This window comes from Klebsiella sp. ME-303 (assembly GCF_007910085.1).
In the GTDB taxonomy this organism is placed as follows: domain Bacteria; phylum Pseudomonadota; class Gammaproteobacteria; order Enterobacterales; family Enterobacteriaceae; genus Klebsiella; species Klebsiella michiganensis.
In genome coordinates this window covers 77,441-99,698 of record NZ_VOJB01000088.1, presented here as the reverse complement: position 1 = coordinate 99,698, position 22,258 = coordinate 77,441, and the positions used below count along the sequence as shown (strand labels likewise).

Annotated in this window: 20 protein-coding genes; 14 read left to right on the top strand and 6 right to left on the bottom strand. The window is 53.3% G+C overall.

Annotated elements, in window-relative coordinates; translation table 11 throughout:
• Positions 1–81: 81 nt before the first annotated feature.
• Positions 82–471 (top strand): anti-adapter protein IraM, encoded by a 390-nt coding sequence (gene iraM / locus FQK12_RS19490; RefSeq protein ID WP_004097807.1) that lies wholly within the window; start codon positions 82–84, stop codon positions 469–471.
• A 156-nt stretch (positions 472–627) separates the two neighbouring features.
• Here iraM and FQK12_RS19485 read toward each other — a convergent pair whose 3' ends face one another.
• Positions 628–909: a YjcB family protein gene (locus FQK12_RS19485; protein ID WP_004097808.1), complete on the bottom strand. Its 282-nt coding sequence runs from the start codon at positions 907–909 to the stop codon at positions 628–630.
• Positions 910–1,452: 543 nt separating this feature from the next.
• Here FQK12_RS19485 and FQK12_RS19480 point away from each other — a divergent pair.
• Positions 1,453–3,057 carry an EAL domain-containing protein gene (locus FQK12_RS19480; RefSeq protein ID WP_014227553.1) on the top strand — a complete coding sequence of 535 codons (1,605 nt, stop codon included), beginning with the start codon at positions 1,453–1,455 and terminating at the stop codon, positions 3,055–3,057.
• On the opposite strand, the gene soxS is transcribed toward FQK12_RS19480, so the two are convergent.
• On the bottom strand, positions 3,042–3,371 hold the full coding sequence (soxS, locus tag FQK12_RS19475) for a superoxide response transcriptional regulator SoxS (RefSeq protein ID WP_004097813.1): 330 nt from the start codon (positions 3,369–3,371) through the stop codon (positions 3,042–3,044). The two genes, FQK12_RS19480 and soxS, sit on opposite strands and share 16 nt — an antisense overlap.
• An 84-nt stretch (positions 3,372–3,455) precedes the next feature.
• On the opposite strand from soxS, the gene soxR reads away from it, so the two are divergent.
• The 4 genes from soxR to FQK12_RS19450 all read left to right on the top strand — a co-directional run bounded on the left by soxR (position 3,456) and on the right by FQK12_RS19450 (position 8,372).
• On the top strand, positions 3,456–3,914 hold the full coding sequence (gene soxR, locus FQK12_RS19470) for a redox-sensitive transcriptional activator SoxR (protein WP_004097815.1): 459 nt from the start codon (positions 3,456–3,458) through the stop codon (positions 3,912–3,914).
• 257 nt (positions 3,915–4,171) lie between these two features.
• On the top strand, positions 4,172–4,840 hold the full coding sequence (locus FQK12_RS19465; RefSeq protein WP_014227554.1) for a glutathione S-transferase family protein: 669 nt from the start codon (positions 4,172–4,174) through the stop codon (positions 4,838–4,840).
• Between the two features lie 388 nt (positions 4,841–5,228).
• Positions 5,229–6,578, top strand: coding sequence for an NCS2 family permease (locus tag FQK12_RS19455; RefSeq protein WP_014227555.1), 1,350 nt, complete (start codon positions 5,229–5,231; stop codon positions 6,576–6,578).
• 147 nt (positions 6,579–6,725) lie between these two features.
• The gene (locus FQK12_RS19450) at positions 6,726–8,372 is read left to right on the top strand and encodes a Na+/H+ antiporter (protein WP_032695080.1); all 1,647 of its coding nucleotides are present in this window, start codon (positions 6,726–6,728) and stop codon (positions 8,370–8,372) included.
• A 48-nt stretch (positions 8,373–8,420) separates the two neighbouring features.
• On the opposite strand, the gene FQK12_RS19445 is transcribed toward FQK12_RS19450, so the two are convergent.
• A complete protein-coding gene (locus FQK12_RS19445; protein WP_014227557.1) occupies positions 8,421–9,302 on the bottom strand; it encodes a LysR family transcriptional regulator in 882 nt (293 codons plus the stop codon).
• Between the two features lie 103 nt (positions 9,303–9,405).
• Here FQK12_RS19445 and FQK12_RS19440 point away from each other — a divergent pair, with 103 nt between their 5' ends.
• The 8 genes from FQK12_RS19440 to FQK12_RS19405 all read left to right on the top strand — a co-directional run bounded on the left by FQK12_RS19440 (position 9,406) and on the right by FQK12_RS19405 (position 18,018).
• Entirely contained in the window at positions 9,406–9,816 is a 411-nt protein-coding gene (locus FQK12_RS19440; RefSeq protein ID WP_004097823.1) for a CidA/LrgA family protein, read from the top strand.
• Positions 9,809–10,498 carry an LrgB family protein gene (locus FQK12_RS19435; protein WP_014227558.1) on the top strand — a complete coding sequence of 230 codons (690 nt, stop codon included), beginning with the start codon at positions 9,809–9,811 and terminating at the stop codon, positions 10,496–10,498. The genes FQK12_RS19440 and FQK12_RS19435 overlap by 8 nt, the downstream gene beginning before the upstream one ends.
• A 598-nt stretch (positions 10,499–11,096) precedes the next feature.
• Complete coding sequence (locus tag FQK12_RS19430; protein WP_014227559.1) at positions 11,097–11,636, top strand: fimbrial protein; 540 nt, start codon at positions 11,097–11,099, stop codon at positions 11,634–11,636.
• 52 nt (positions 11,637–11,688) lie between these two features.
• Positions 11,689–12,375 carry a fimbrial assembly chaperone gene (locus FQK12_RS19425; RefSeq protein WP_014227560.1) on the top strand — a complete coding sequence of 229 codons (687 nt, stop codon included), beginning with the start codon at positions 11,689–11,691 and terminating at the stop codon, positions 12,373–12,375.
• Positions 12,329–14,917 carry a fimbria/pilus outer membrane usher protein gene (locus FQK12_RS19420; protein ID WP_041165257.1) on the top strand — a complete coding sequence of 863 codons (2,589 nt, stop codon included), beginning with the start codon at positions 12,329–12,331 and terminating at the stop codon, positions 14,915–14,917. The genes FQK12_RS19425 and FQK12_RS19420 overlap by 47 nt, the downstream gene beginning before the upstream one ends.
• A gap of 47 nt (positions 14,918–14,964) precedes the next feature.
• On the top strand, positions 14,965–15,528 hold the full coding sequence (locus FQK12_RS19415; protein WP_014227562.1) for a fimbrial protein: 564 nt from the start codon (positions 14,965–14,967) through the stop codon (positions 15,526–15,528).
• Between the two features lie 22 nt (positions 15,529–15,550).
• Positions 15,551–16,654, top strand: a complete 1,104-nt coding sequence (locus FQK12_RS19410; RefSeq protein ID WP_038422899.1) for a type 1 fimbrial protein — start codon at positions 15,551–15,553, stop codon at positions 16,652–16,654.
• A 263-nt stretch (positions 16,655–16,917) separates the two neighbouring features.
• Positions 16,918–18,018: a type 1 fimbrial protein gene (locus tag FQK12_RS19405; RefSeq protein WP_041165258.1), complete on the top strand. Its 1,101-nt coding sequence runs from the start codon at positions 16,918–16,920 to the stop codon at positions 18,016–18,018.
• 45 nt (positions 18,019–18,063) lie between these two features.
• On the opposite strand, the gene actP is transcribed toward FQK12_RS19405, so the two are convergent.
• The 3 genes from actP to acs form a co-directional block, all read right to left on the bottom strand.
• Positions 18,064–19,713, bottom strand: a complete 1,650-nt coding sequence (gene actP / locus FQK12_RS19400) for a cation/acetate symporter ActP (RefSeq protein WP_014227565.1) — start codon at positions 19,711–19,713, stop codon at positions 18,064–18,066.
• On the bottom strand, positions 19,710–20,024 hold the full coding sequence (locus tag FQK12_RS19395; RefSeq protein WP_014227566.1) for a DUF485 domain-containing protein: 315 nt from the start codon (positions 20,022–20,024) through the stop codon (positions 19,710–19,712). Before FQK12_RS19395 ends, actP begins: the two co-directional genes overlap by 4 nt.
• 180 nt (positions 20,025–20,204) lie before the next feature.
• On the bottom strand, positions 20,205–22,163 hold the full coding sequence (acs, locus tag FQK12_RS19390) for an acetate--CoA ligase (RefSeq protein ID WP_014227567.1): 1,959 nt from the start codon (positions 22,161–22,163) through the stop codon (positions 20,205–20,207).
• Positions 22,164–22,258 lie beyond the last annotated feature (95 nt).

Below are 22,258 nucleotides of genomic sequence, written 5' to 3'. Positions count from 1 at the left end.
AATCGATAACCTTGCGGTTAGCTATCATGGATGCTATCACTATATAGAGTCATTTATCAGCAATGCCCGCAAGGATAAAAAATGAAATGGACTATTCATAATACGCTTGTCTGCCCGTATTCCGGCGTGGCTTTTTCTTCGATTTCCAGCCTGCGGTTTTTAAAGTTTATTCTTTGGTATGAAGCCGACATTTTATTACTGCCGGGAGAGTCGATGAAGCTCTACTCGTCCAGCGTGTTAATTAACGAGCAATATCATGCGGTAAAGGTTTATAACATCACGCGATACGATGAAGCCCAGTGGGAGAAACTGCGGGAGCGGCCTTCTTGTCCGTATCAATCTACTGCCACGACGGCAAACGCCTGTTCTTACCAGGCGCACTGCGCAATAAAACGCTGCCCGAACAACTTTCCACGCGGGCTATTGGGCAGTCGTCCGTCGGCCAGCGGAAGCGTTATAACCAGACCATAATGGTGTCATCGCTGCGGTGTATATCGGTGATGGGTTTAGGCTGTCGCAGAGGGGGAAATCGCGGGTGGCGGTGCTGTGCACCTGTCCGGGCAACCGGTTCACCGCCGTCTGGTGGTCCGGTCAGCGACATCGGCGCCCGGATAAGGTGGGCCGACATCAGGTCATCATCATCGGCCATTCGGGCGGAGTCTGGCTCATGACTTCAATCATCACGTCCTTGATATTGCCCCAGATTTTCGCCACGTCCAGCAGCGTAATGCCTAACAGACCGGTGGCGAACCAGCAGGCTGCGGCCAGGCCCATACAGCTACAAATCACCGCTAAACCGGCATAATCGCTTTTACGTAGCTGAATGTTCAACGAGCTGGCCAGAAACATCAGCACTGCGCTCACGAGTGGCCAGCGCAAAAGCACGACACTGGTAGTAATGGAAGCCATCAACCTATCCTCAACGAAATTTGGGAGCCTTTGACAACCGGATGAGACTGACGATGGAACGGCGCTCTGGCTATCTTCAGGCAAACAAGATCGTAATGAAACAACGTTTTTGTTTCATCAGCTAATGTGAACTATATCACACTTGTTCTTTTATTCACCAGCCAAAAATGGTGTTTTCTTGCGCTTATTAGCCATGTAAATAGCAGGGTTAATAGGGAGGGCGCGGGGCTTTCTTGCAATGTGAAGGCTGATTATAAGGGATTATCGGCGGTTTGGGTTTTTTAATAAGGTTTATGTTCTGCGGATTTTATTACTTATTCTGGCTAATTATACGGATAAACCGAATGACATAGTGGAGCTAATCTCATTATGTTGAGAATGTTTCTCCAGTGGTCCTATAAGCCAGTATTATTCATAATTCATCGTCATGAGGTTTTTACGTCAAAGCGTGGGTTGCTGAGATGCTCCGTTCATATCACAGTAAGCAGAGTCATCGGGGCTGTTCACCTTGATTAAGGCGTATCGCATGGATAAAAAGCGGAAATGAATCATAGCGCGCCGCATAAGGCGTTGAGAATATTTGGCATCGTGCTGGTCATTCTGCTGCCGGTGCTGCTGGCGTTGTGGTTTGCGCAAATTCGCGCCAAAGCGGAAACCGCCGATCAGCTGAGGCTTTTTTCTCGACTGGCGCTGCAAAAAACGGAGATGGTGATTCGTGAAGCCGACGAAGCGCGCGATAAAGCCCGCTTGTATCAGGGAGCGATATGTTCACCACAGCATCAGCAATATTTGCTCGGTATTGTTCGCGGCCTGCTCTATATCGACGATTTAATCTACGCCAACGGCACCCATTTCTTCTGCTCCACTTCGGTTCGCCGCCAGACGGGGTGGCAAATTCCGGCCGCAACCTATACCAAAAAGCCGGATGTCGCGATTTACTACTACCGCGAGACCCCTTTCTACCCTGGCTATGCGATGAACTATATGCAGCGCGGCAACTATGTGGTGGTGGTTAATCCGCTCTCATACAGCGCGTTGATCACCAGCGACCGCGACCTCGCCTGGGGCGTTTTTGATACCAAAACCCACCAGTTTTTTTCCGTCAGCAAGAATGCCGACCCCGATGAGCTGCATCGCCTGATTCGCGCTGAAGCGTCTTTATTTCACCAGGATGGCCGCGTTTATACCATCGCCCATTCCACCGTTCGCCCGATAGCCGTCATTATGTCCACTTCGCGCGTCAGCTATTATCAGAATTTTTATAATCAGGTGACCCTGACGCTACCGCTGGGGCTGATTTGCAGCGTATTGCTCCTGCTGGTGTGGTCGCGCACCCGTCAGCAGTACCACTCTCCGCGGAAGATGCTGCAGCGGGCGTTAAACCGTCGTCAGCTGTGCCTTCACTATCAACCGGTTATCGATATTAAAAATAACCGCTGCGTCGGTACCGAAGCATTATTGCGCTGGCCAGGCTTTGATGGGCCGGTGATGAGTCCGGCGGAGTTCATTCCGATGGCGGAAAATGAAGGGATGATCGCCCAGGTCACCGACTATGTCATCGATGAGGTATTTTCCGACCTGGGCGAGTTTCTGGCGCGGCAGCCGCATCTGTACGTGGCGATTAACCTCTCCGCTTCCGATTTCCATTCCGCACGCTTGATTGAGCACATCAACAAGAAGATCCAGCGCTACGCGGTCAAGGCGGAACAAATCAAAATCGAAGTGACCGAACGCGGGTTTATCGACGTGGCGAAAACGACGCCGGTGATCCAGGCGTTCCGCGATGCGGGATATGAAATCGCCATCGATGATTTCGGCACCGGCTACTCCAACCTGCACAATCTTCATGCGCTCAACGTCGACGTTCTGAAGATTGATAAATCTTTTGTCGACATGCTGACGAGCAATACCACCAGCCACCTGATTGCCGAGCATATTATCCAGATGGCAAACAGCCTGCATTTAAAAATCGTGGCTGAAGGCGTCGAAACGGCAGAGCAGGTAGCCTGGCTCCAGCAACACGGCGTACAGTACTGCCAGGGGTGGCACTTTGCGAAAGCGATGCCGCCGCAGGAGTTCATGCTGTGGCTGGCGAATGATCGCACCTGCCTCAGCCCCTATCAGCCGCGCTATCAGGCAGAAATTTGATGGCGATAGGCGGTCGGCGTTCGGTCAAATTCGCGACGGAACACCCGCGAAAAGGTTTGCTGCGACACGTAGCCGAGATCCATCGCGATATCAAAAATAGGGCGCTGGGTGGTTCTTAGCGCTTCCGCAGCGAGCAGCAGGCGGCGCTGGCGAATGTAATCGCCCAGCGTTTGATGCATCACGGCGCGGAACATCCGCTGCAGATACCATTTCGAGTATCCCGATTTTCTGGCGACTATATCAATGTTAAGTGGTTGATCGATATGTTCATCAATCCATTCAATAAGCGTTTGGATAATATCCTGATGGGACATAAAGCGGCCTCTCTCAATTCTCGATTCGTCGTTTTGTCTGCGGGCGAGTATAATTCCTCAAGTTAACTTGAGGTAAAGCGCTTTATGGAAAAGAAATCACCCCGCATCAAAATGCTGCTGACGCCCGGCGAAGTGGCAAAACGAACCGGCGTGGCTGTCTCCGCGCTGCACTTTTATGAAAGTAAAGGGCTGATCCACAGCCAGCGCAACGCGGGCAATCAGCGGCGCTACCGGCGCGATGTCCTGCGCGCGGTGGCGATCATTAAGATTGCGCAACGCATTGGTATTCCGCTGGCGACCATCGGCGACGCGTTCGGCGTACTGCCGGAAGGGCATAACCTCAGCGCCAAAGAGTGGAAGATGCTGTCGTCCCAGTGGCGGGAGGAGCTGGACCGGCGCATTCATACCCTGACCGCGCTGCGCGATCAGCTCGATGGCTGTATCGGCTGCGGCTGTCTGTCGCGCCGCGACTGCCCGTTACGCAACCCGGGCGATAAGCTGGGTGAAGAGGGGACCGGCGCGCGATTGCTGGAGGATGACTAAAAAACTAAAGCGCCACAACAGGGCGCTTTAGTTGTTTTCCGGTCTTGGTCTTTCGCACTATCCCGCTGGTACGCAGGAGGGTTTCCCCCGACGTCGGCTCACCTCAGTATTGCGCAATCTTTGATGGAGGTTCCGGTTTGCGCCGACAATTTAAGTGTGGCTCTTTTCTCTGAATTTGCCTCTTCAGTTTGCCGAAAAATTCCCGGCATCCGCCGCCTGTTCCTATAGTTAATTTGAACAAACAGCGGGAGAGGCCCATGTTAACGGTACATCATCTCAATCAGTCACGATCGCAGCGCGTGTTATGGGCGCTGGAAGAGCTGCAGCTGCCTTATCAGGTTGTCTCTTATCAGCGTGGCAAGGATATGCTCGCACCGGCGGAATTAAAAAGCGTTCATCCGCTGGGTAAATCGCCGGTGGTTGAGGATAACGGCCACATTCTGGCGGAGTCCGGCGCCATTCTGGAATATTTACAGGAAACCTATGATAGCGCCCGGCGCTTAAAACCTGAGTCGGTGGAAGATAAGCTGCAATATCGCTTTTGGCTGCACTACGCCGAGGGGTCGCTGATGCCCCTGCTGCTGATGAAGCTGGTGTTTGCCAGCCTGGGCAAACCGCCGGTGCCGTTTGGTATGCGCACGCTGGGTAATGCGTTGGGCAAGGGGGTACAGAAGGCCTGGCTTAACCGCCAGGTGGACACCCATGCCCGCTTTATTGAAGCGCACCTTTCCCGCCAGCGCTGGTTTGCCGGCGCTGAGCTGAGTATGGCCGATATTCAGATGAGCTTTCCCGCGATGGCGCTGCTGGCGCGCGGCGGCGTGGAGAATTTACCCCATCTGACGCAGTGGGTTCAGCGCGTGGAGCAGCGCCCGGCCTGGCAAAAAGCGGTTGAGCGCGGGGGGCCGTTCACCTTACCCGGCGAATAAACTATTACTAAAGCCGATGACCGGGGAAAATTGCTATCAGCGCAATACAAAAATGTTACCGGATTGCGCATGGACGATAACGTTTGCGCATCGGCTGGTTATTTCCTGAACGTCATAAGCGAAATTTAGCGAAATACGACAAACTTCAGTTGAAAAGGCCCGTCTAAAGGCTGGATAATCGTTTGCCTTTTTATTTTGCTCATCATTTCCTCTGCTGGCAGAGGGGAGCAAAGTCATTCTTCACACCGTACTGTATGCGCGGAGTTAAACGTTTGCTTTTTCGCGGCCCCTGGCGCTGCGATTAGCACAAGGAGATCGCGTTTAGCTGGCAGTGGATGGTCCACCACGCATTCGGACGAACGATAAAAATTCTCAGGGGAAGTTTTCTATGTCTACGCCTTCAGCGCGTACCGGCGGTTCATTGGACGCCTGGTTTAAAATTTCTGCTCGCGGCAGCACCGTGCGTCAGGAAATCGTTGCCGGTCTTACCACCTTCCTGGCGATGGTTTACTCCGTCATCGTGGTGCCGGGTATGCTCGGCAAAGCGGGTTTTCCACCGGCTGCGGTATTTGTTTCCACCTGTCTGGTTGCCGGCGTCGGCTCGCTGGTGATGGGGCTGTGGGCGAACCTGCCGCTGGCGATTGGCTGCGCCATCTCGCTGACCGCGTTTACCGCCTTTAGCCTGGTACTGGGTCAACAGATCAGCATTCCGGTCGCGCTGGGCGCGGTGTTCCTGATGGGTGTCCTGTTCACCGTGATCTCCGCGACCGGCATTCGTAGCTGGATCCTGCGTAACCTGCCGCAGGGCGTGGCGCACGGTACGGGGATTGGTATCGGTCTGTTCCTGCTGCTGATTGCCGCCAACGGCGTGGGCCTGGTTATCAAAAATCCGCTGGATGGTCTGCCGGTGGCGCTGGGTAATTTTGATAGCTTCCCGGTGATTATGTCGCTGGTCGGGCTGGCGGTGATTATCGGCCTCGAAAAACTGAAAGTGCCGGGCGGTATCCTGCTGACGATTATCGGCATCTCAATTATCGGCCTGATCTTCGATCCTAACGTTCACTTCTCCGGTATCTTCGCCATGCCGTCGCTGAGCGACGATAAAGGCAACTCGCTGATCGGTAGCCTGGATATCGTGGGCGCGCTGAACCCGGTGGTGCTGCCAAGCGTGCTTGCGCTGGTGATGACCGCGGTGTTTGACGCCACCGGAACCATCCGCGCGGTGGCCGGCCAGGCGAACCTGCTGGATAAAGACGGGCAGATTATTAACGGCGGCAAAGCGCTGACCACCGACTCCCTGAGCAGCGTCTTCTCCGGCCTGGTCGGGGCGGCACCGGCGGCGGTGTATATCGAATCCGCTGCCGGTACTGCGGCGGGCGGCAAAACGGGCCTGACGGCAGTGACCGTCGGCGTGCTGTTCCTGCTGATCCTGTTCCTCTCTCCGCTCTCGTATCTGGTGCCGGCTTATGCCACCGCGCCGGCGCTGATGTACGTCGGCCTGCTGATGCTGAGCAACGTGGCGAAAATCGATTTCAACGATTTCGTCGACGCGATGGCGGGCCTGATTACCGCGGTCTTTATCGTGCTGACCTGCAACATCGTGACCGGCATCATGATCGGCTTTGCGTCGCTGGTGATCGGTCGTCTGGTGTCCGGCGAATGGCGTAAGCTAAACCTGGGTACGGTGATCATCGCCGCGGCGCTGGTTATCTTCTACGCCGGCGGTTGGGCGATTTAACTTTTCCTGCTAACAATGGGCGGCTTTGGCCGCCCGTTTAATTTTTAAGCCACATCCTGTTTCCTTTTGCGTTAATCTGAGTAGCGTATTATGCCGAGACATGACGCCTCAGATGTAAAAAAAAGACACGCAGCAAACAGGGAACACATGGAAATATTCTTTACCATACTCATCATGACCCTCGTGGTCTCTCTCTCCGGGGTGGTTACACGCGTACTGCCCTTTCAGGTCCCACTCCCCTTGATCCAAATTGCCATCGGCGCGCTGTTGGCCTGGCCTACCTTCGGATTGCACGTTGAATTCGACCCCGAACTCTTTCTGGTTCTGTTCATTCCGCCGCTGCTTTTTGCCGATGGCTGGAAGACGCCAACCCGTGAGTTCATTGAGCATGGACGAGAAATTTTCGGCCTGGCGCTGGCGCTGGTGGTGGTAACGGTGGTCGGTATTGGCTACCTCATCTACTGGATTGTACCGGGTATTCCGCTGATTCCGGCTTTTGCTCTGGCGGCGGTTCTGTCGCCAACGGATGCCGTGGCGCTGTCGGGAATTGTCGGCGAAGGGCGCATTCCGAAAAAAATAATGGGGATTTTGCAGGGCGAAGCGCTGATGAACGATGCCTCCGGCCTGGTCTCCCTGAAGTTTGCCGTTGCGGTGGCGATGGGCACCATGGTCTTTACCGTCGGCGGCGCGACGGTGGAGTTCTTCAAGGTGGCGGTCGGCGGTATTCTCGCGGGCTTTGTGGTCAGCTGGCTGTACGGGCGCTCGATGCGCTTCCTCAGCCGCTGGGGCGGCGATGAACCGGCAACGCAAATTGTGCTGCTGTTCCTGCTGCCGTTCGCCTCTTATCTGATCGCGGAGCATATCGGCTTTTCCGGAATCCTGGCGGCGGTCGCCGCGGGGATGACCATTACGCGTTCCGGGGTGATGCGCAGCGCGCCGCTGGCGATGCGCCTGCGCGCCAACAGCACCTGGGCGATGCTGGAGTTCGTGTTTAACGGCATGGTCTTCCTGCTGTTGGGCCTGCAGCTGCCGGACATCCTTTCCAGCTCGCTGGTGGCTGCAGAAGCGGATCCCAACGTCGAAACCTGGATGCTGTTTACCGATATCGTCCTGATTTATGCCGCCCTGATGCTGGTGCGTTTTGGCTGGCTGTGGACGATGCGCAAACTGAGCCAGCGTTTCCTGAAAAAGAAACCGATGGAGTTCGGCTCCTGGACCACGCGCGAGCTGCTGATCTCCTCCGTCGCCGGCGTTCGCGGGGCGATTACCCTTGCCGGTGTACTGTCGATTCCTCTGCTGTTACCGGACGGCAACGTCTTCCCGGCGCGCTATGAGCTGGTGTTCCTCGCCGCCGGGGTGATTCTGTTCTCACTGTTCGTCGGCGTGATTGTGCTGCCGATTCTGCTGCGCCATATCGAGTCGACCGACCATGTCCAGCAGCGCAAAGAGGAGCGTCTGGCGCGGGCCGCCACGGCGGATGTGGCGATTGTCGCGATTCAGAAAATGGAAGAGCGTCTGGCTGCGGATACCAAAGAGAATATTGATAATCAGCTGCTGACCGAGGTCAGTTCGCGGGTGATTGGTAACCTGCGTCGTCGCGTCGATGGCCGCAACGATGTTGAAACGTCGATGCTGGAGGAGAGCCTCGAACGCCGGTTCCGCCTGGCGGCGCTGCGTTCCGAACGCGGTGAGCTGTACCACCTGCGCGCCACCCGGCAGATCAGCAACGAGACGCTGCAGAAGCTGCTGCACGACCTCGATCTGCTGGAAGCGCTGCTTATCGAAGATCAGTAACGCCGTACCTGTTCCCCGGGTCAGGCGTTGACGCCGCGACCCGGGGACTTACTTCAGCCAGAACGCCTTGCTGCACTCCAGCCACGCTCGCGCGCTGTGCGACAGATAAACGCCTTCCCGCCAAATCATCCCCAGCTCCCAGCGCAGATCGCTCTGCAACGGCATCCAGCAAAAGCTCTGCGGGTCGAGGCGCTGGCAAATCGGCTCCGGCAAAATCGCGATGCCAATCCCCGCCTGGACCATGGCGGCCAGAAAATCCCACTGTCCGCTGCGTACGGCGATGCGCGGCTTAACTTCATGCTGAGCAAACAGCCGCATCAGCTGCTGGCTGAGGGCGAAATCCTCGTTGTAAATCACCAGCGGATGCGCGGCGAGCGCCTGCGGCGACAATGAGCTGAGGCCCTCCCATTGTGCCGTTCTCGGCGTCAGTACGCAGAGCGGATGGCTGAACAGAGATAGCGTCGTCAGACCGCTGGCCTCATCAACCGGAAGCGCCGTCATGGCTAAATCCAGTTCGCCGTTGCTGACCGCCTGCTGCACGGTCAATCCGCCAAACTCGGAGATTTTCAACTCGATACCCGCATAGCGCTGGCGAAAGCGGCTAATCGGCTCGGCCATCAGCATGCCGACCATCGGCGGGATCCCGAGACGCAGTACGCCTTTGTGCAGATGATTAATATCGCTCAGCTCCGACTCCAGCTGGTGAAATTCGCCAAGGATGGCCTGCCCGCGCTCGAAAACCACGCGTCCGGTATCGGTCAGCAGCAGCCGGCGACCGTCGCGGATCAGCAGCGTGCAGTTCAGCTCATCTTCAAGGTTTTTAAGCATCTTGCTGATGGTGGGCTGCGTGACGAAAAGTTTCTCCGCCGCGCGGGTAAAGCTTTGCTGGCGAACCACTTCGACAAAATAACGCAGCGTTCGGATATCCATAATTATTCCCTGAGACTATACCTGTGATGATTTTAATTCATTTCTGCCGCGCCGGGCGGCTCTCTATACTGCACGCCTGTCTTCTTTTTCAGGAATACCGCTCATGGCCTTTGCGCCAGCTCGCGTGACGCCCTTTGTTATGCAACGTCTTCAGGTACCGGTTCAGGTCCTGATCTACGCCGGACTGTTCGTCTGCGCTGAATATTTAGTTAACTGGCTGCACCTGCCGCTTCCGGCGAATCTGGTCGGCATGCTGATGATGCTGGCGCTGATCGTCTGCCGGGTCATTCCTTTAAACTGGGTACGCGCCGGAGCCCGCTGGCTGCTGGCTGAGATGCTGCTGTTTTTCGTACCGGCGGTGGTGGCGGTCGTCAACTACGCGCAGCTGCTGATGGTCGATGGCTGGCGTATCTTTCTGGTGATTGGCTTGAGCACTACGATGGTGTTGGGCGCCACGGCATGGGTGGTTGATAAAGTGTATCGCTATGAAGTCAGCAGGATGAAACATGAGTGATTTTCAGCTGAGCCTCCTGTGCCTTCTTGTCACGCTGGGACTCTATTTTGCCAACAAGCGGCTTTATCGCCGCTTCCATAAACTGCCGCTGATGCCGCTGGTTTTCACCCCGATCCTGTTGGTCATGATGCTGGTATTCGGCCATATCTCTTATCAACGCTATATGGGGGAGACCCACTGGCTGCTGTGGCTGCTGGGCCCGGCGACGATCGCCTTTGCCGTGCCGGTATACGACAACATGGCGATTATTAAGCGCCACTGGATGTCGCTGACGGCTGGCGTCACTACCGCCTCGGTTGTCGCGGTGACCAGTTCGGTGTGGCTGGCGCGATTATTTACCTTGCCTGATGAGATCCAGCGCAGCCTGGCGGTACGCTCCGTTACCACCCCCTTTGCGCTGGCGGCAGCCAAACCGCTGGGCGGCCAGCCAGATTTAGTCGCTCTGTTTGTCGTGGTCACCGGGGTATTCGGGATGGCGGTAGGGGATGTACTGTTTCTGCGTCTTTCTATTCGCGAGGGAATGGCAAAAGGGGCCGGATTGGGGGCGGCATCGCACGGCGCCGGCACCGCACGATCCTACGAGCTTGGCCCTCAGGAGGGCGTGGTCGCCAGCCTGGTGATGATGCTATCCGGAGTGGTGATGGTGCTGACCGCGCCGCTGGTGAGATGGGTCATGTTCTGAACCCCTTTGTTATTAGTGAACGCATACTCGCTAAGGTACTTTTTCCATATCTCACGACTATTTATATTCCTATGAATAGTCTTTTCATCTTATCGATATGAACGGTTAATTAAATATTCGTATTTGTAGGATAATCCGATGATGCCTTAGGTGATATCCTTATTTGCCTTCCTGCTTAAATTGTAATTAAATGTTTCTGATTGAGGAGGGTTTAATATTTAAGAGAAATATAAATATAAGGAATAATGTTTTTTGTGAATGTTTTTTATGTTTAACGTTATGAATTTATGTGGTTATTTATGATGTATATCTTGTATTGATTGGTTCAGGGCTATTATTCATTTGAGATAATTCATATGCGCTTGTTGAGTATTTTCTCTATTTTAGATATCTTACTTACGTGAGCTTCTATTATTGAATGGATTCATGTGGAAATTAAGCTCTTGTATTTATAGGTTAGTCATCTTAAATGCAGGTTATTCACTCCCCATGCACCTTATCAGCTTATACCTTCGCTGATGTCTGGCTTCATTCTCTAATAAAAGCCATAAAACAATTGATGGATTGATTGTTAATCTTAATAAACAGGGGAATACCAATGAACTTCAGTACCAAAACGCTTGCCAAAATATTAGCCTTATCTGCCGGCTGCTCTCTGGTTACTCTGGCTCAGGCCGCGAATACCATTACTTTTACCGGTAAGGTCTCAGATACCACTTGTACAGCGACTATCGATAATGGCGTTTCGTCTATTGAGATGGGGACCTCCTCAGTCGCCGATCTGGATACGAATACCTACGGGGCGGCGAAGAGCTTTTCTTTCACTTTAACCGGATGCCCTAAGACCACAGAAGGCGGTAACGCCTTGGCCAGAGTGACGTTTGGTGGCGAAGCGGACACGACGAATAGCGATTACTTCAAAAACCAGGCGGCGGAAACACCCGCTACCGGCGTTGCGGTGGCGATTTTTGATAATAAGGGTGCCCTGCTTAAGAACAATACTGAAGGTGCGGATGTGGATATTTCCTCCGGTGCCGCGACGATTCCTTTTACCGTTAAACTGGCTAAATCTGGTACGGCTACTCCCACCAAGGGAGCGGTGCAGACAACCGTAACTTACAACGTTACCTATTATTAATTCAGCATTAGATAAAAGGGAAAGCTTCTGCTTTCCCTCACTGGACACTACCATGAAAAAATTAGCTTACTTTATCTGTTTTTGTTCCTGCCTGTCTGTCGCGCAGGCCAGCGTGGTGGTGGGCGGTACGCGAGTGATATTCGATGGTACGCAAAAGGCAGCGACGGTATCTGTGCAAAATAAAGATAACGTTACAAATATTGTCCAGTCCTGGATCGCAGTTGTGGATGAGGCATCACCAGCAAAAGATTCCTTTATTACCACCCCTCCGCTGTTTCGCCTGAAGGCCGGCGAACAAGGATTTGTCCGAATCCTCCGCTCAGGTAAACCGCTGCCCGAAGAGCGAGAGTCTATGTTTTGGCTGAATATTAAAGGCATCCCCGCTATGGATAGCGCGCCGGACAAAAATATGGTGCAGTTCGCCATTAATTCGCGGATTAAACTGATTTTTCGGCCAGCTGCATTAAAAAATGCTATTCCGGAAAAGTTTGCCGAAAAGCTGGAGTGGTCTGCCGAAGGTAGAGATATTAAAGTTAAAAATACCTCACCGTTGTATATGAACTTTTCTGAAATTACGGTTAATGGTAAGTCAGTTCCTGAAGCATGGTTTGTTGCACCTTTTTCAACCATAAAAATACCGGTAGCAAATACATCCTTGCCAGGGAAAAAGAAAATCACATGGAGCGTGATCAATGACTATGGAATGCCGGGACCAAAATATACCGCCATCATTCAATAACGTTGGACAGAATTTTACATTTCTGTTGAAGAGTGGCTACGTCGCCATTATTTCCTGCTTTGCCACCCTTCCGTTACCCACTATCGCTGGTGAGTATTTCAATCCTCACCTATTGGAGGTCAATGAAACCGGTACAACTTCTGTCGACCTGAGCTATATTTCCCAGGAAACCGTTCCTCCGGGTGAATACAATCTTGATATTTATATTAACCAAGAATTTATTGCTTCCGAGTCAGTCAGATTCACCCAACAGAGTGAGGGTAATGACGTTTCTTCACCCTGTATCAGCGTCGCGCAGCTGAAAGCGTGGTCAATCAAAACGGAAAATTATCCCGAGCTCACGGTCGCGGGTTCCCGCTGTGCCCGACTATCCGCAATCCCTGGATGGGGAACCACGGTATTACTTTCACAACAGCGCGTTGATTTTAACGTGCCTCAGGTCGCGGTGATGCATCATCCGCGGGGATATGTCCCTGAAAGCCGGTGGCAACAGGGTATTACCGCGGGGCTACTTAACTATAATCTCTCCGGGCAAAAGACCGATCCGCGGCACGGCGGCGAAGCGACGTCCAGCCAGTTTGTGAGCCTGCAGCCGGGTTTAAACGTCGGGCCGTGGCGTTTACGGAACTACAGTACCCTCAACCATAATGATGACGGCAACCAGTGGGACTCGGTCTACAGCTATATTTCACGTGATATCCAGGCCCTGAAAGGCCAGCTGATCCTGGGCCAGACCTATACGTCATCAAGCGTGTTCGACAGTGTTAGCTTCACCGGGCTACAGCTGAACTCAGATAAAGAGATGCTGCCGGATAGCTTGAACGGCTTTGCGCCGGTCATTAAAGGCATCGCCCGCACCACCGCCGACGTGACGGTTTATCAGAACGGTTACAGCATTTATAAAACAACGGTCCCCCCTGGCGCGTTTGAGATAAACGATCTTTACCCAACCGGGAGCGCGGGCGATCTGAATGTGACGGTAAAAGAGTCCGATGGCAGTGAACAGAGCTTTGTGGTGCCTTTTGCTTCGCTGGCGATTTTGCAGCGCGAGGGCCAGATAGATTACGCCCTGAGCAGCGGCAAAACGCGTTCGGGAAGTTCCGGCGGAAAAGAATATCACTTCCTGCAATCTAACATCGCCTGGGGGGCATCGAGCAACATCACGCTGTATAGTGGTTTTCAGCAACTGGAGAACAAATACAGTAATGTTCTTCTGGGGGCCGGACTTAACCTTGGCACGATCGGCGCGCTCTCCTTTGATGCATCCCAGTCCTGGGCAGATATAAAAGAGACGCCAACGTCGAATCACACGTCATCCAGCGAAGGACAATCTTATCGCGTGCGCTTTAGCAAAGATATTCCGCAGACGGGAACCAACTTCTCCGTTGCCGGGTACCGTTATTCAACCCATGGCTATTACTCTCTGCAAAATTTTATTGATAGGTCGAATGCGCATAGCGGGTGCTGTTCATCAACGGGCCGGACTAAAGATCGTTTTGACGCTTCAGCTTCTCAGATTCTCGCAGGGTATGGTTCACTCTCCCTCTCACTGGTCAGCGAATCTTATTGGGATAATTCACGTATGGAGTCGTTGGGCGTGAGCTATAGCAACTCCCTTGGCCGCATTTCCTATTTTGTTAACTACTCCTGTAGCCGAAATGTACGAAGCACAAGCCAGAATAGTGAGCGTGCTCAGACCAGCGATAATCTTGTTTCACTCACGGTGAGCGTGCCTTTTGGTGCGGATATCTCGGCCAGCTACAATATGAACAGCAGTCGGATGGGCGACACGACCCATAGCCTGGGTTTGAGCGGATCTGCTTTTGCGGATCGTTCTCTGAACTGGAATATGCAGGAGGGTTACAATGCCAGCGATAAAAAGACTTCAGGAAACGTCAATCTAAACTATCAGGGTTCAAAAGGTGAAGTCACCGCGGGATACGGATATGACAGCTATAGCGCCCACTATAATTACTCGCTACGGGGCGGGATGGTTGCTCATTCCGGTGGTGTGACCCTTTCTCGTTATCTTGGCGAGAGCGTGGCGCTGGTTGAGGCGCCTGGCGTCAGCGATGTGGTAGTGCGCGGACAGACGAATATTACGACCGATGCCTTCGGATACGCCGTTGTACCCTTTGTTCGACCGTACCATGAAAATAATCTCTCTCTTGATGAACAGCAGGTCTCGGGAGCGGAAATCGATAATATTGTCAAAACGGTGGTTCCGACGCGCAATGCGATTGTAAAAGTCAAATATGATACCTGGATTGGCTATAAGGCGATGATGACCCTGCATTTTAATAATAAAGAAGTCCCTTTTGGCGCTATTATGACATTAGATAATGAAAGCCAGGAATATAAAGAAAAACGCAGCGCTATCGTCGGTGATTCCGGACAGGCCTATCTGACCGGGCTGCCTGAAAAAGGTCGGTTGTTTGTGAAGTGGGGTGATAGCCAAAATAGCCAATGCTATGTGGACTATGATTTATCAGTCAATAAATCGGTTGATGATATCATTTTTTATGCAGCGGATTGCCGCTGATGAATAGCTGGATAATTGCCTTAATAGATAAACTCAGGATGGAAGCGATGAGGATAAGCAATGGCGGGATATTAACGAAGTCGTACGGGTTATTTATCATCAGTATTGGCTTTGCATCGATATCCATTAATCCCGCCTGGGCCTATGATACGTCGAGTAGCGTCAATTTTAATATCACCGGTAAAATTGAAGAGCCCGTATGCGAGGTCTCGGTTAAACCCTCCAGCGCGATCGATCTGGGTACCGTATCTTATCAAAAGCTTACCAACAAACCGGGCGCGAGCAGTGATGCCACGACCGTGTCCATTGCCTTTGATAATTGTTCAACGGGTACGGCGTCAGTGACGATAACGTTTAGCGGTAATTCATTTGACAGTACTTACTCCAGTATTTATGAGAATGAGCTAATTGACGGCGCAAAAGGCGTTGGGCTACAGCTGCTAAGCGCGGTAGATCAGAAATCCCTGGGACCAAACGACAGCTATACCTATCTTTTTAATGAGGGTGCAGAACCTATTTTTAATATGAGTGCCAGAATGTATACGCCGAATGGACGAGTCACGGCGGGAAATGTCGCCTATACGGTCACTTTTAATGTGTCATATAAGTGAGCCGTTCTCGCGAGGGAGAGGTATGAAAAAGTCTATTTTATTGTTGTTAGCCTGCTTACTACCGGCTTACAGTTGGGCATGTAAAACGGGGGCAAACTCGGGCGATATCGCTTTAACTAATTTGCCCGCGCAGATACTGGTTAATGCGGGTAGCTACTCGGCGGGGACCATCCTTTATGATTCAGGACAGATAACGCATCCAACCACATCTCTTACGGATTGTCGGGGTTGGTTATATGCACTGTTCGGGTGGAGCTCGGGGAATGCGGGCACCTTAGTGGGGGATAACATCTACTCGACCTCCGTGCAGGGTATCGGTATTCGCGTCAAATTCTGGCTCAATATCACGGGTGAATATGGCGGTGATACCGATGATTTTAATGCTGACTACAGCGTTCACCATATCGGTGATGAAGACTTATATCTGGGAAAACCAAATGGCTTTCTTGATGACAAGGCAAGCACATATTATGCCCCAACGTACCAGGTCCAGCTTGTGGCAACGGGGGGGGCAATTGCCAGTAATAGCACGCTGACGCTGGCCGATCCGATTTCCACGGTCTCCATTCTGGATCTTGACGGAACGATGGCTATTTCCCAGCTGCACGTGACGGGTTCGACAAAAATTAAACTGACCCCTATGGGATGCTCGGTTGATTCGACCGCGCTGAATTTCCAAATGGGCTCAGTGAAAACAAGTGAGTTTAATGTTTCTAACAAGGTCGGATCGGTTCAGCAAACGCTTACCCTAACCTGTGAGCCGGGAACTGCCGTGACGATGCGCGTTACGGCGACAGAAGCAGAAGGTGATAATCCCGATCATTCCGTGATTGCGTTAACACCCGGCGAAAACGTAGCGACCGGCGTTGGGGTACAGTTGAATCTTAATAATGCACCCCTCATCGTGAATTATTTTAACTACAAAGTATTTGGAACCACAAAAAGAACGGAGGTAACGAATTCTGGCGCGGAGGCCAGCTATTTGATCTTCACCGATCCTGATAATCCCGGCGGTGCGGCGGCATCGAACGTCCTGACGTTTACCGCGAACTATTACAAAACCGGAGCTAAAGTGACGCCAGGTATCGCGAATGCGAGCGGAACGATAACCTTTACTTATCAATAAAATATTCCCCAATCGGTAAGCCGGGAAAAGAGAGATGAATGCGCCGTATTAGCTTCAGCGGGCTACAGCAGCTATGACAGTGTAGCAGAAAGGCCATGAGCCAAACGACAGCTATACCTGTTTTTTCATTGAAGGTTCTGAGCCTATTTTAAATATGGCAGGCGGGAATATTTTCGCCGAATGGACGAGTAACGGCGAGGAATATCTCCTGGACGGTCACTTTTAATGTGTCATATAAATGATACGACTTTTGCGGGTTTTATATGAAAAAAATTTTTTTACTTGTTCTTTTTTTAATTTTCCCGGGTTATGTGTGGGCCTGTGGCTATGGATTAAATTATGGTGATGTATCAATCACTAATTTACCATCCAAGCTATTGCTTAGCGCAGGTAATTATTCTCCTGGGACCGTTATTTATGATTCAGGGAAAATATACCATCCCAAAACCAGTGTTCTCGACTGTACCGGTAGTTTATATGCCCGCTTTACATGGTCACCTGGCATAGCGACTACGCTTGTCGGTAATAACATCTATGAAACGTCGGTGCCGGGAATAGGTATCAGAGTTAACGTATGGTTAAATACTACGGGGGAATATGATGGTGTTTCATCTGTATTTAATGTCGATAACAGTGAACACCATATTGGTGATGCTGATTTTCCTCTTGTCAAACCGGGCTTTTTTGCTTTCAGTGCCAGTACGAATTATTCCCCTGTCTATCAGTTACAGCTCGTTGCTACAGGCGGAAGCATTGCCAGTAATAGTTCTCTAAGCTTTACCGACCCGGTATCAACCGTAGCAATGAAAGACAGCAACGGCGAATTGGTTATTTCTCAGCTGCATATCAGCGGGACAACCCATATTCAGCTCGTTCCTATGGGATGTACCGCCAGTACGGCCGCACTGAATTTCCAAATGGGCTCAGTGAAAACAAGCGAGTTTAATGTTTCTAACAAAGTCGGTTCAGTTCATCAAACGCTCACCCTAACCTGTGAGCCAGGTACCTTCGTGACGATGCGCGTTACGGCAACAGAAGCGGAAGGGGATAATCCCGGTCATTCCGTGATTGCATTAACACCGGGTGAAAATGTAGCGACCGGCGTTGGGGTGCAGTTGAACATCTTTGACACGGCGCTTGCCGTGAATAACTCAATCTACAGAGTGTTTGCAGAGTCGAAAAGAACTACGGTAACGAATTCAGAAGCGGAGGCCAGCTATTCGATATTCACCGATCCTGATAATCCCGGCGGGGCGGAGGCATCGAACACCTTGACCTTTACCGCGAACTATTACAAATACGGAACCGAAGTGACGCCGGGTGAAGCCAATGCGAGCGGAACGCTGACTTTTAGCTACAACTAATGCATCAACACTACCCCGGCCAGCAGGCCGGGGTACGGGCAATCATTAATGCGCCTGACCTTTCTCGATGCCGATACCGGTCTGCGAACGGATAAACTGGGCGCGGAACAGCTCGCGTTCGCGCGCGCCTTCCGCGGAGCTATCGGTGGCGGAGAAGAACCAGATACCGATAAAGGCCACGGCGATAGAGAACAGCGCCGGATATTCATACGGGAATATCGCCTTTTCGTGACCGAGGATCTGCACCCAGATGGTCGGGCCGAGGATCATCAGAATCACCGCGGTCAGCAGACCCAGCCAGCCGCCAATCATCGCCCCGCGGGTGGTCAGCTTCGACCAGTACATCGACAGCAGGATAATCGGGAAGTTACAGCTGGCGGCGATGGAGAACGCGAGGCCGACCATAAAGGCGATGTTCTGATTCTCGAACAGGATGCCCAGCAGAATCGCCACCACGCCGAGGATCAGCACGGTAATCTTCGACACCTTCAGCTCCTGACGCTCGGTCGCTCCTTTACGGAACACGTTCGCATACAGGTCGTGAGAGACCGCCGACGCGCCCGCCAGCGTTAATCCTGCGACCACCGCCAGAATAGTGGCGAAGGCCACGGCGGAGATAAAGCCGAGGAACAGATTACCGCCGACCGCGTCCGCCAGATGCACCGCCGCCATATTGTTACCGCCGATAAGCTGACCGGCCGCGTCTTTGAACGCCGGATTCGCCCCCACCAGCATGATGGCGCCGAAGCCGATGATAAAGGTCAGAATATAGAAGTAGCCCATAAAGCCGGTGGCGTAGAACACGCTCTTACGCGCTTCTTTGGCGTCGCTCACGGTGAAGAAACGCATCAGAATATGCGGCAGACCCGCGGTGCCGAACATCAGCCCGAGGCCGAGCGACAGCGCCGATATCGGGTCTTTCACCAGTCCGCCGGGGCTCATTATCGCCGAGCCTTTCGGGTGGACCGCCATCGCTTCGGTGAACAGATTATTGAAGCTGAAGCCGACGTGCTTCATCACCATAAAGGCCATAAAGCTGGCGCCGAACAGCAGCAGGACCGCTTTGATAATCTGCACCCAGGTGGTGGCGAGCATGCCGCCAAAGAGGACGTAAAGCACCATCAGCACGCCGACCAGCACCACCGCAACGTGGTAGTTGAGGCCGAACAGCAGCTGGATAAGCTTACCCGCACCGACCATCTGGGCTATCAAATAGAGCGCCACCACCACCAGCGAACCACAGGCGGAGAGGGTGCGGATCGGCCCCTGTTTAAGACGATAGGACGCTACGTCGGCAAACGTGTAGCGCCCGAGGTTACGCAGGCGTTCGGCGATAAGAAACAGAATAATCGGCCAGCCGACGAGGAAACCGAGCGAGTAGATCAGCCCATCGTAGCCGGAGGTGTAAACCAGCGCGGAAATGCCGAGGAACGAGGCCGCCGACATAAAATCGCCGGCAATCGCCAACCCGTTCTGGAAACCGGTGATATTGCCGCCCGCGGTGTAGTAATCGCTGCGCGAACGTACGCGTTTTGAGGCCCACCAGGTGATATAGAGCGTCAGGGCGACGAAAATCAGGAACATGATAATCGCCTGCCAGTTGGTCGGCTGGCGCTGTACCGCGCCGGTGAGAGCATCTGCGGCATTGACGGTCAACGGGAGCGTGGCGGCGAGCGCCGTCAGGACTTTCTTCATGATGCTTTAACCTCGCTGAGAATGCTTTTCGTCATCCGATCAAATTCACCATTTGCCCGCCAGACGTATATTCCGGTTAAGACGAAAGAGATAACGATCACGCCGATACCAATCGGAATACCCCGGGTGACGCTGGTTCCCGCATGCAGCGGCGTGCCCAGCCAGCCGGGGGCGAAGGCGATAAGCAGAATAAAGCCCACATAAATCACCAGCATAATCAGTGACAGGATGGCGGCAAACCTTTGCCGGGCTGCAACAAGCTCCTTAAAATGCGCACTATTTTCTATCCGCTGACAAATCTGTTCGTTCATCGTAGCGTCTCCAGAGGTTCCCTTTCGTCATTCACGCGCCGGTCGTCGGCAACACTCATCCGCCCGGCAGTTAACTGTCGGGAATCAGCCTGTTTACCGCTTTCCTGCTACCTGAAATCCTTGGGGAGTCGTAATTATATCCTCTCCCCTGGTGGGGAGAGGGTGTAGGGGATCGTTGGTTTACGATGGCATAGCGATGGCCTGCTTCTCTTCGAGCAGTTTTTCCACCACGCCAGGATCGGCAAGCGTTGAGGTATCGCCGAGGTTACTGGTATCGCCCGCGGCAATTTTGCGCAGAATGCGGCGCATGATTTTGCCCGAACGGGTTTTCGGTAACGAATCGGTCCAGTGCAGCACGTCCGGCGTCGCCAGCGGGCCAATCTCTTTACGTACCCAGTTGCGCACCTCGGCGTACAGCTCCGGCGTCGGCTCTTCGCCATGGTTGAGGGTCACGTAGGCGTAGATGGCCTGCCCTTTAATGTTATGCGGAATGCCGACCACTGCCGCTTCGGCGATTTTCGGATGCGACACCAGCGCCGATTCAATTTCGGCGGTACCCAGACGGTGGCCGGAAACGTTCAGCACGTCATCGACGCGGCCGGTGATCCAGTAGTAGCCATCTTCGTCACGGCGCGCGCCGTCGCCGCTGAAGTACATATTTTTAAAGGTGGAGAAGTAGGTTTGTTCGAAGCGTTCGTGGTCGCCAAACAGCGTGCGCGCCTGGCCCGGCCAGGAGTCGGCGATCGCCAGGTTCCCCTCGGTCGCGCCTTCCAGCGGCGTGCCTTCGTTATCCACCAGCACCGGCTGGACGCCGAAGAAGGGACGCGTGGCGGAACCGGCCTTCAGCTCGATGGCGCCGGGCAGCGGGGTGATCATAAAGCCGCCGGTTTCGGTCTGCCACCAGGTGTCCATCACCGGGCACTTCTCGTTGCCGATCTTCTTCCAGTACCACTCCCAGGCTTCCGGGTTAATCGGTTCGCCGACGGAGCCGAGAATGCGCAGGGAAGAGCGGTCGGTGCCTTCGATGGCCTTATCGCCCTCCGCCATCAGCGCGCGGATCGCCGTAGGGGCGGTATAAAGAATGTTGACCTGATGCTTATCGACCACCTGGCACATACGCGCCGGGGTCGGCCAGTTCGGTACCCCTTCGAACATCAGCGTCGTCGCGCCGCAGGCCAGCGGGCCGTAGAGCAGGTAGCTATGGCCGGTGACCCAACCGACGTCGGCGGTGCACCAGTAGATGTCGCCCGGATGATAGTCGAACACGTATTTAAAGGTTGACGCCGCATAGACCAGGTAGCCGCCGGTGGTGTGCAGCACGCCTTTTGGCTTACCGGTCGAACCGGAGGTATAAAGGATAAACAGCGGATCTTCGGCGTTCATCTCTTCGGGCTGGTGTTCCGCGCTGGCTTTTTCGATCAGATCGCTCCACCACAGATCGCGGCCTTCCTGCCAGTCGATTTTGCCGCCGGTACGTTTGAACACCACCACGTTTTCGATGCTCTTCACGTGCGGATTTTTTAGCGCGTCGTCGACGTTCTTCTTCAGCGGGATCGCGCGGCCGGCGCGCAGCCCTTCATCCGAGGTGATCACCAGGCGAGAGTTGGAATCGATGATACGGCCGGCGACCGCCTCCGGCGAGAAGCCGCCGAAAATGACCGAATGGATAGCGCCGATACGCGCGCAGGCCAGCATGGCCACCGCCGCTTCCGGCACCATCGGCATATAGATAGCCACGACATCGCCCTTTTTAATGCCCAGATCGAGCAGGACGTTGGCAAAGCGGCAGACATCGCGATGTAGCTCGCGATAAGTGATGTTTTTGCTCTGGCTGGCATCGTCGCCTTCCCAGATGATGGCCGTCTGGTCGCCGCGCTCCGCCAGATGGCGATCGAGGCAGTTAGCGGCGAGGTTCAGCGTACCGTCTTCATACCACTTAATGGAAATATTGCCCGGCGCGAACGAGGTGTTTTTCACGCGCGTATAGGGTTTTATCCAGTCAAGGATTTTGCCCTGCTCGCCCCAGAAGGCGTCAGGTTCGGTGACGGACTGCTGATACTGCGCCTGGTACTGTTCCGGGTTAATCAGGCAACGTTCCGCAATATTAGCGGGAATAGAGTGTTTATGTATTTGGCTCATGGCTTTTTTTCTCCTGTAGGTTGTTAAATATATGTCAAATAAACGTTAATAGTAGGGGCTTTGGCGGCTTTGTTTGCTATTTGGGGGGCAGATCA

Excerpts from the sequence above, each read along its gene's own strand:
- iraM (WP_004097807.1), top strand. The coding sequence starts at position 82 with ATGAAATGGACTATTCATAATACGCTTGTCTGCCCGTATTCCGGCGTG.
- FQK12_RS19485 (WP_004097808.1), bottom strand. The coding sequence starts at position 909 with ATGGCTTCCATTACTACCAGTGTCGTGCTTTTGCGCTGGCCACTCGTG.
- FQK12_RS19480 (WP_014227553.1), top strand. The coding sequence starts at position 1,453 with ATGAATCATAGCGCGCCGCATAAGGCGTTGAGAATATTTGGCATCGTG.
- soxS (WP_004097813.1), bottom strand. The coding sequence starts at position 3,371 with ATGTCCCATCAGGATATTATCCAAACGCTTATTGAATGGATTGATGAA.
- soxR (WP_004097815.1), top strand. The coding sequence starts at position 3,456 with ATGGAAAAGAAATCACCCCGCATCAAAATGCTGCTGACGCCCGGCGAA.
- FQK12_RS19465 (WP_014227554.1), top strand. The coding sequence starts at position 4,172 with ATGTTAACGGTACATCATCTCAATCAGTCACGATCGCAGCGCGTGTTA.
- FQK12_RS19455 (WP_014227555.1), top strand. The coding sequence starts at position 5,229 with ATGTCTACGCCTTCAGCGCGTACCGGCGGTTCATTGGACGCCTGGTTT.
- FQK12_RS19450 (WP_032695080.1), top strand. The coding sequence starts at position 6,726 with ATGGAAATATTCTTTACCATACTCATCATGACCCTCGTGGTCTCTCTC.
- FQK12_RS19445 (WP_014227557.1), bottom strand. The coding sequence starts at position 9,302 with ATGGATATCCGAACGCTGCGTTATTTTGTCGAAGTGGTTCGCCAGCAA.
- FQK12_RS19440 (WP_004097823.1), top strand. The coding sequence starts at position 9,406 with ATGGCCTTTGCGCCAGCTCGCGTGACGCCCTTTGTTATGCAACGTCTT.
- FQK12_RS19435 (WP_014227558.1), top strand. The coding sequence starts at position 9,809 with ATGAGTGATTTTCAGCTGAGCCTCCTGTGCCTTCTTGTCACGCTGGGA.
- FQK12_RS19430 (WP_014227559.1), top strand. The coding sequence starts at position 11,097 with ATGAACTTCAGTACCAAAACGCTTGCCAAAATATTAGCCTTATCTGCC.
- FQK12_RS19425 (WP_014227560.1), top strand. The coding sequence starts at position 11,689 with ATGAAAAAATTAGCTTACTTTATCTGTTTTTGTTCCTGCCTGTCTGTC.
- FQK12_RS19420 (WP_041165257.1), top strand. The coding sequence starts at position 12,329 with ATGACTATGGAATGCCGGGACCAAAATATACCGCCATCATTCAATAAC.
- FQK12_RS19415 (WP_014227562.1), top strand. The coding sequence starts at position 14,965 with ATGAGGATAAGCAATGGCGGGATATTAACGAAGTCGTACGGGTTATTT.
- FQK12_RS19410 (WP_038422899.1), top strand. The coding sequence starts at position 15,551 with ATGAAAAAGTCTATTTTATTGTTGTTAGCCTGCTTACTACCGGCTTAC.
- FQK12_RS19405 (WP_041165258.1), top strand. The coding sequence starts at position 16,918 with ATGAAAAAAATTTTTTTACTTGTTCTTTTTTTAATTTTCCCGGGTTAT.
- actP (WP_014227565.1), bottom strand. The coding sequence starts at position 19,713 with ATGAAGAAAGTCCTGACGGCGCTCGCCGCCACGCTCCCGTTGACCGTC.
- FQK12_RS19395 (WP_014227566.1), bottom strand. The coding sequence starts at position 20,024 with ATGAACGAACAGATTTGTCAGCGGATAGAAAATAGTGCGCATTTTAAG.
- acs (WP_014227567.1), bottom strand. The coding sequence starts at position 22,163 with ATGAGCCAAATACATAAACACTCTATTCCCGCTAATATTGCGGAACGT.